We start from the raw sequence: 7515 nt of genomic DNA, 5'->3' as shown, positions 1-7515 counted from the left end.
AGGGCGTCAAGGGCGCCCGCGAACGCTTCCTGCCGGGCCCGGGACTCCCCCACCGCGTCGCGGGCGGCCTCCACCCGGGCGGCGGCGGACTGCACCCCGGCGGCGAGGGCGGCGCTGCGGGCTTCGAGCGTGTCGGCCTCGGTCCGTGCCTGGGCGATTTCCCGCTGGAGGGATGCCTGACGCTCGCGTCTCAGGGCGTCTTCGAGCGTCAGGGCGCGCAGGGTCAGGGCGCGCCACGTGCGGGCCGCCTCGGCAGCACGCGCAAGACGTTCCACCTGCGCCGCCCGCTCTGCCTGCACCAGCCGCAGTTGCCCCAGGTGCCCGTCCGCCTCGCGCAGCCGCGCCTCCGTCTCCTGCCGGGCCGACACGGCGCGCGACAGCCCGGCGGCCTCCTGCACGTGGCCGAGCAGGGTGCGGCCCTCCGCCCCCACCACCCCGCTCACCTCGCCCTGCCCGATGACGGCGAGGCCCCCCGGCCCCAGGCCCGTGCCGCGCAGCGCCCCCTGGATGTCGCGGGCGCGGACGGGGCGACCGTTCAGGTCCTGCTCGCCCGTGCCGTCGCGGTACACCCGGCGGGTGACGTTGACGCGGCCCTCCGGGGTCTGCAACTCGACCTGCACCTCCGCGAGACCCAGCGGTGCCTTGCCGCCGCTCCCGTGAAAGATCAGCTCGGTGCCGCGCCCGGCGCGCAACTCCCGCGCCCGCGCCCCGTGGGTCGCCCAGCGCAGCGCCTCGACCACGTTGCTCTTGCCGCTGCCGTTGGGACCGATGACGGCGCAGACGCCCGGCCCGAATTCCAGGCGGGTGCGGTCGGCGAAGCTCTTGAAGCCTTGCAGGGTGACGCTTTGGAGCATGGGGGGTCTAGAGGTCGAGAGCTTGAGGGAAGTGGGGCGCCCTCACGAGTCCGCGCAGTCCTGCCGGGTGTACGGCTCGCGCAGGTCGAGGTGGCCGAGGGTATCGGCGTTCTGCCCGTTTACCAGGAAGGTCACGTCCTGGCCGCGGGTTTCGAGCAGGGTGCGGGTGAGGGTGCACAGCAGCATCCGCTCGCCGCTCGTGCCGTACTTGAGTCCCTGGTAGGCGGCGGGCAGGTTGACGTAGTAGTGCCCGCCGCGCAGCCACACGCGCGGGGCGGGGGTGCCCTTGGGCACGACGGCCAGCGCCCCGGAGGCGGTCGGACCGTTCGCCCAGGCGTTCAGGGCGGCCTGGGCGACCGCGCCCGGATTCTCCTGGGTGACCTGCACGGCGCGCGTCTCGGGCTTGAAGCTCTGCACCTGCGGGTCGGTGAAGTAGACCTTGACCTGCACGCCCCGCTTCTCGGCAAGCTCGAGGGCCGGGGCGCGCGGCGTCTCGGGGGGCCGCTGCACCTCCTGGTAGGCGTAGGCGGCGGCGGCGAGCAGGGCCACGCTCACCACGTTGAAGAGGGAGAGGAGCCGCCTCACTGCCGCGCTCCCCCCGCCGGCGTCGCCCGCCCGGCATTCGACGCCCGGGCCGTCAGGTAGGTCGCCACCGAGCGCGCGACCGCCACCGACATCGCCTGGAGCCGCTCGTCCACCCCGAGCTTCGCCTGATCCCCGGCGTTGCCCGCCCACCCGAGTTCGAGGAGGAGGGCCGCCTGGGGCGCCTCGCCGAGCATCAGGACCCGGCGGACGTTCTCCTGCCCCGCCGTCACCCCGCCGCCGCGCAACTCGCCGCGCAAGAGTTCGGACAGGCGCCGGGTGCCCCCCGGCCCGCCCACCGCGAGGTTGCCGTAGGGAAGCTGCGCCCCGCCCCGCACCGCGTTCACGTACTGCGAGGCCGCCCGGCCCGCGGGCTCGTACACGGTCACGCCGCCGCGCTGCGAGCCCGGGAATCTCCCCAGGTCGAGCGCGAGGTACACGTCGCTGCGCCGGGCCAGGGCGAGCTTCTGGTTCAGGCCCAGGGCCGTTCCCGTGTCGCGCGTCACCTTGACCTGCCACCCCGCCTCGTTGAGGAGTTCGGCGGCGCGGCGGGCGACCTCCAGCGTCACGTCGCGGCCCAGGCCGCTCACCCGCGCGGGGTCGAGCACGATCAGGGGGCGGGTGATCCGGTCGAGCAGGGCGGGCGTCGTGCGCGGCACCCCCGGCCCCACGTCCACCACCAGCCGCGCGCCGCCGGGCCGCACCACCCGGTAGACCCGGTACCCGCTGCCCTGCGGCAGGGTGAAGCTCAACGTGAGGTCGCCCTCCCGGCGCGCCACCTCCGCGCTCGGCACGAAGGCGCCCCGGGTGGTGTAGCGCCGCGCCTCCCCCTTCACGCCCCTCAGGGTGACGGTCACGGTCGTGCCGCGCAGCTCGTCGGTGACGGTCGTGTCGCGGGTGAGGTCGAGGACCAATCGGTCGCTGTCGGCCCCCGCGCGGCTGCTCACCCCCTGGAGGGTGGCGGGCGCGACCCGGAAGGTCCCCTGCTCGTACGTGGCGCCCAGCCCGCGCGCCAGCGTGTCGAGCGGCAGGTAGACGTTGCCGTTCACCAGCGTGGCGGTTCTCGCCCGCACCCGCTCGGTGTCGAGCTGCACGGTGTTGAAGTCGGTCGTGGCCCGCTGCTGGTCCTCGTCGAGCGGCAGCAGGAGGGTGTGCCCGAAGGCCTCGACACGGATGATGGTGCCCGCGCTTTCCACCTCCTGGCGGGTGACCCGCATCACGCCGCCGAGCACCCCCTCGCTGGCGTACTCGGCCCCGTAGAGGTCGATGCTCTGCACCTGCGTGCCGACCAGATTCAGGCGGCCCAGGGTGATCTGCGCGCCCGCCAGCCCCGCGCCGAGCAGGGCCGCCGACAGCAGCAGGGGCCCGGCGAAGCGGGCCGGAAAACGCCTGCGCGCTCTCCCCCTCACAGCTCGCGCAGCTCCCGGCGCAGGGTCTTTTCGGCCTCCGCCCGGCGCTTGTCGTGGAGCTGCTTGCCGCGGGCGAGGGCGAGTTCCACCTTGAAGACCCGGCCCTTGGGATACAGGCGGGTGGGCACCAGGGTCAGGCCCTTCTGGTCGAGAGAGCGGCGCAGCTTGCCGATCTCCTCACGGTGCAGCAGCAGGCGGCGGGTGCGGCGGGGCTCGTGGTTGTTGTAGGTGGCTTCGGTGTAGGGGGGAATGTAAAGCCCCTCCAGCTCGACGTTGCCGCTGACCACCCGGGCAAAGGCGTCGCGGAAGTCCACCCCGCCCGCGCGCACGCTCTTGACCTCGCTGCCCGTCAGGCTGATGCCCGCCTCGAAGCGGTCAAGCAGCTCATATTCGTGGTGCGCGCGGCGGTTCGTGTACACGCGGGGCATTCTAGCAGGGAGGGGTCGGAGGCAGGGGGGCGGCGCACCTTCCGGCAGGGCCCCCGCTCACCGCAGGGTCGCCGCCACGACCACGGGCTCCGCGTTCGGCCCCTCGAAGCCCGGCGTGTAGGCGCGCAGCACGAAGACGGCGCGGTTGCCCTGCACGTCCACCCGCTCCAGCGCGTAGCGGGCGGCGCACGCCCGGCTGGAGGGCAGGCTCCGGTCGAGGTGGACGGTCTGCCCCCCCACCTCCAGCGTGAACCCGGCGGGTCCCTCGCCCTGGGGCAGCAGGTCCCGGTAGCGGCAGGAGGACGGCAGAGGCCACACGCTCAGCCGCACCGGCACCGGGCGCGTCCACAGCCGGACGGGGACGGTGGCGCCCGCCCCGGCGCGCAGCCCTTCCGTCCACACGGGCGCCTGGACCGGGAAGGGGCGGACGTACACGGGCCGCGCGGTCCGGCCCGGCGTCAGCCCATTGCGGGCGAGGAGGGGGCGTTCGCGGCGGAGGAGGGCCGCCACGACCTCCCCCACCGTCCCCGTCTGGGAGGTGGCCGAGACCTCGCGCAGGGTCCGGCCCGTTCCGGTGTCCACCACCGTCAGGCCCGCCGTGCTGAAGCCGCTGCCGTCCTGCACGCCGCCCGTGACCACCAGCGCCCGCGCGCCGTCCGGGGAGAAGGCGACCCTGCGCACGTCGAAGCGGTTTCCCGCCTCGGCGACCGGGACGAGGGCGAGCAGGGCCAGCATCAGGCGGCGCATGGGTCAGCGTAGCCGCTGCGGGGGGGGGAACGAGGCGGGGCCTCAGGTGCGGAAGCGGAGGCTGGCGAGGACCTGGCTGAACAGGGCGCTGCTTTTCGCGTACCGCTCGGGCGTGTCGGTGACCTGGAAGGAGTAGAGGTTTTTCGCCCCGTTGCCGAACCAGATGCGCACGCGCACCGCCGTCTGTCCGCCCGTGATGAGGTACTCGCGCTCGACGCCCTTCACGCCCCCGTACGTCACGTTACGGCCCCGGAAGAGCTTGACCTTGCCCCCCGTCTGAGTCACCCCCGCCTCGAAGTTGCGGAACTCCTGCTTGAGTTCGGGGGCCCTGCCGTCCTTGGACACGTACAGCAGGCGGATCAGGGTGGCGGGCGGCGTCTTGGCCGACACGACGCTCACGCCGCCCGTGCCGTCATTGAAGTTGGCGCCGAGCCACCCCCGGGGCAGGCTCACCGTGAAGGGCAGCTTGGGGTCTGTGAAGGGCGCGAGCGTCTGGGCCCCCGCCGGAGCGGTGAGCCCGCTCCCGAGCAGGGTGGCGGCGAGGGCAAGGGAAAGCGGGGACTTCATACCCGGCACCGTACCGCACCCGGATGAGGGACCGCCATGCCGGGCGTCAGCGGGCGATCACCGCGAACCTCACCTCCCGCACCCCCGCCGCGTGCAGGGCATCCCGGCAGGCGAGGAGGGTGCTTCCGGTCGTCATCACGTCGTCGACGAGGAGGACCGGGCCAGGGGGCACCCCGCGCGCGCCCGCGGCGAAGGCCCCGGCGAGGTTCCCCGCCCGCTCGTGCGCGTGGAGGCGGGCCTGCTGCCCGGTCGCGCGGGTGCGGCGCAGGGCCGGGGCGGCGGGCACCTTCAGCGCGGCGGCGACGGCGGCGGCGAGCAGGGCCGCCTGGTTGAAGCCGCGCTCCCGCTCGCGGGCCGGGTGCAGGGGCACGGGAACGACCGCGCGGACATTCCACTCCGCCGGAACCCCGCCCGCCAGCGCCCCGCCGAGGGCCCCCGCGAGGTCCCGCGCGCCGCCGAACTTCAGGGCGCGCACGGCCCGCCGGGTCACCCCCCGGTAGGGCCCCAGGGTGACGAGGTGCCCCTCGGGCCGCGGCCACAGCGGCGAGTACGCCTCCACCCGGGGCACGAGGCGGGCGCGGCACACGGCACACAACCCCGCCTCCCGCCCGAGTTGCGCGTCGCAGCCGGGGCAGGGGCGGGGAACGAGGGCGCGCAGGAGCCCCGTCAGCGCGCTCACCCTAGACCTGTCCGGCGGCGGCGAGCTCGTCCACGAACAGGGGCGGCGTGGTGGCCTCCACCCGCTTCCACACGCCCGCCAGCGCGTCGGGGTCGAGCATGGGCGCGGCGAGGGTGAGGCAGGTCAGGTGGTGGGCGCACACCAGCCGCACGCCCGTCTCGCCCAGCCGCCCCTTCTCGGCGGGGGTGAGCAGGGCCGCGAAGGCGTCGGGGTCGCCCAGCGCCGGGTGGCTGCCCTGGCGGATCGCCGCGCGCAGGAAGGCGGCCACCTCGGCGGGGTTGAGCCAGAAGCCGAACATCAGCTCGTCGGACAGCGCGTCGAGCCGCCGCATCCGCAGGGGATCGAGGCCCTTGCGGACAAGCCCGCGCGCGAGGTCTTGCCGCTCCAGACGCCGGGCGGCGTACCCGGCGAGGGTCAAGGGCTCGCCCGGCGGCGCCACCCGGCCCCCCACGGCGGCGCGCAGGCGGTACGCGAGCACGTACCCCTGAAATTCGAGCAGCATCTCGTTCACGCCGCTCCCACTCGCTCCGCTTCCCGTCGCCCCGGCCCCAGTCACGCCGGGCATTCTAGGAAGCCCGGGGGGCACGACACCGTGAGCGGCGGCCCGGAGTCGGGGCTTTCGGCGGGGCCTCATCGCGGTTGCCCGCTCCGCTCGGGCCGGACATGTCCGGCCACCGCCGTCAGTCCAGCTCGGTCTCGAAGGAGCGGATCAGGGCCTTGGGGATATGGGCCACGCGCTCTCGCCCCCCGTCGCGGTAGGCCACGTCGAGCGCGGTGCCCGGCCCCTCGAAAGCGGCGCGGGAGGCGTGGGCGTCGGCGTTCGTGACGCCCTCCAGCCGGAAGGTTTTGCCGTCGGTGTAGGTGATGACGATGCTGGCCACGCCGCAGGGTAACCCTTCACGTCTTCTTGAGCGGGGCGCCGCACCCGCTGGGGTGGGCGGGCGGGCGGGACAAAGGCCACGGTGAGGCCCCCTACGCTGGACCGGACGCGACAGTTTGCAAGGTCCGGGCCGTGAGAGCGGTTCCGGGCGGGACTCTCGCGCGCGAAGGGGTGAATGACGAATGCAGCTCATCAGGCGGGCCCACGAGTTCGAGTACCGGGACCACCGCGGCGTGGACCGGGTGGGCGTGGTGGACGTGTGGACGAGTTCGGGGGGAGACGAGGCCGTGCTCGTGCTGCGTGACCTCGCGCAGGAGGGCGTCTTGGAGCAGGCCCAGCGCGCCCTGCACACCCTCACCCACACCTGGCTGCCCTACCTGCTGCGCCCCGACGCCAGCCTCGCCGTCCTCGTGCTGCGCCCCAGCGAGGCCGGGAGCGCCAAGGCGCGCGGCTTCGTGCTGCCGCTCAGCGCGTAGCAGGACAGCGGGACGCACAGGGCAACAGGCCAGCACGGGAGGCTTGCTGCCTTCTGCCTTTGACCTTCTGCACGCCCGGGCCCTCACTCCAGCACGTACTTCACGCCCTCCTCGAAGGCCACGCGCTCCACCGCCGAGCGGGGCAGGACGGCGTTCTTGCGCCACGGCATCCACTCCGTCGCGCCCGTCGCCGAGCGCAGGTAGCCGTGGAGGCCCACCTCGACGCTGCGCGCCTCTCCCTGAAGCCACGCGGCGAGCAGGGCGCGCACGGCGCCCGGGTCGCGCAGGGGCCCGGTCAGCCGCGCGGAGGGCACCGGCCCCCCCGGGTCGCGGTGCGGGGCGTACAGGTCCACCGTGAAGCCCTCGGCGGGCCGCAGCACGCCCAGCGCCTCCTCGCGCCCCAGGGGACGGGCGAAGGTCACGTGCAGGTCGAGATCGAAGCCGCGCACGCCCTTGTCGGTGCGGCTGGAGGGCTGCCTGGGGTCGGAGGGCACGGTCATGGAAGTAGGGTAGCGTCCCCGGCAGGGTGGCAGAGGGCGCCGGGCCGAAATCTTGACTAAGGCGAGCCTGTGGCTGGGCGTGTACCCGACCTGGGAGGGGATCGTCTCGTAGGTTGTGTCCGCCGCCGTGGTGGTCGAGACGCGGCAACTGGAGGCCAGGCGGCGCGAGGCACGGCAGGCGGCGGGAGCCGGGGCGGCGAGCACACAGCCCTGAGCGAGAGACGAAGGGCAGGCCGGGTGGAGGTGCCCGGCCCTTCCCTTGCCCCCTAGGGTCTGTCTGGCTGAAATTTCAGAGCCAGAGGAGGATGCAAGCGACGTGGACACCGGCTAAAAACTGGTGTCCGCGCTTCTCGTATCGGGTGGCGATGGCCCGAAAATCCTTGAGCCGATTGA

At 74.2% G+C, this 7515-nt stretch carries 11 protein-coding genes and 1 pseudogene; 1 reads left to right on the top strand and 11 read right to left on the bottom strand.

Annotation, left to right across the window (positions count from 1 at the left end; all coding sequences use genetic code 11):
- The 9 genes from A7B18_RS20650 to A7B18_RS20610 form a co-directional block, all read right to left on the bottom strand.
- Positions 1–854: AAA family ATPase (locus A7B18_RS20650; protein ID WP_180970283.1), on the bottom strand; the 854-nt coding region annotated here is incomplete at its 3' end.
- 42 nt (positions 855–896) lie between these two features.
- Positions 897–1439 (bottom strand): GerMN domain-containing protein, encoded by a 543-nt coding sequence (locus tag A7B18_RS20645; protein WP_102128548.1) that lies wholly within the window; start codon positions 1437–1439, stop codon positions 897–899.
- Positions 1436–2845, bottom strand: coding sequence for an N-acetylmuramoyl-L-alanine amidase (locus tag A7B18_RS20640; RefSeq protein ID WP_245872997.1), 1410 nt, complete (start codon positions 2843–2845; stop codon positions 1436–1438). The genes A7B18_RS20645 and A7B18_RS20640 overlap by 4 nt, the downstream gene beginning before the upstream one ends.
- Positions 2842–3273, bottom strand: a complete 432-nt coding sequence (smpB, locus tag A7B18_RS20635) for an SsrA-binding protein SmpB (protein WP_102128547.1) — start codon at positions 3271–3273, stop codon at positions 2842–2844. Before smpB ends, A7B18_RS20640 begins: the two co-directional genes overlap by 4 nt.
- Positions 3274–3330: 57 nt before the next feature.
- A complete protein-coding gene (locus tag A7B18_RS20630; protein ID WP_102128546.1) occupies positions 3331–4020 on the bottom strand; it encodes a DUF2259 domain-containing protein in 690 nt (229 codons plus the stop codon).
- 42 nt (positions 4021–4062) lie between these two features.
- Positions 4063–4587: a hypothetical protein gene (locus tag A7B18_RS20625; protein ID WP_102128545.1), complete on the bottom strand. Its 525-nt coding sequence runs from the start codon at positions 4585–4587 to the stop codon at positions 4063–4065.
- 46 nt (positions 4588–4633) lie between these two features.
- The gene (locus A7B18_RS20620; RefSeq protein WP_102128550.1) at positions 4634–5257 is read right to left on the bottom strand and encodes a ComF family protein; all 624 of its coding nucleotides are present in this window, start codon (positions 5255–5257) and stop codon (positions 4634–4636) included.
- 10 nt (positions 5258–5267) lie between these two features.
- Positions 5268–5822: a hypothetical protein gene (locus A7B18_RS20615; RefSeq protein ID WP_342747186.1), complete on the bottom strand. Its 555-nt coding sequence runs from the start codon at positions 5820–5822 to the stop codon at positions 5268–5270.
- A gap of 124 nt (positions 5823–5946) precedes the next feature.
- Positions 5947–6147, bottom strand: a complete 201-nt coding sequence (locus A7B18_RS20610) for a hypothetical protein (RefSeq protein WP_102128544.1) — start codon at positions 6145–6147, stop codon at positions 5947–5949.
- Between the two features lie 181 nt (positions 6148–6328).
- On the opposite strand from A7B18_RS20610, the gene A7B18_RS20605 reads away from it, so the two are divergent.
- Positions 6329–6622: a hypothetical protein gene (locus tag A7B18_RS20605; protein ID WP_102128543.1), complete on the top strand. Its 294-nt coding sequence runs from the start codon at positions 6329–6331 to the stop codon at positions 6620–6622.
- A gap of 83 nt (positions 6623–6705) precedes the next feature.
- Here A7B18_RS20605 and A7B18_RS20600 read toward each other — a convergent pair whose 3' ends face one another.
- Both A7B18_RS20600 and A7B18_RS20595 read right to left on the bottom strand, forming a co-directional pair.
- Complete coding sequence (locus A7B18_RS20600; protein WP_102128542.1) at positions 6706–7122, bottom strand: hypothetical protein; 417 nt, start codon at positions 7120–7122, stop codon at positions 6706–6708.
- A gap of 289 nt (positions 7123–7411) precedes the next feature.
- A pseudogene (locus A7B18_RS20595) lies at positions 7412–7515 on the bottom strand (IS5-like element ISDge16 family transposase); the annotation flags it as partial.

Origin of the sequence: Deinococcus planocerae (assembly GCF_002869765.1) — a bacterium.
Lineage (GTDB): Bacteria > Deinococcota > Deinococci > Deinococcales > Deinococcaceae > Deinococcus > Deinococcus planocerae.
The sequence above is the reverse complement of the archived record's forward strand: the minus strand, read 5'-3'. Positions and strand labels throughout refer to the sequence as shown.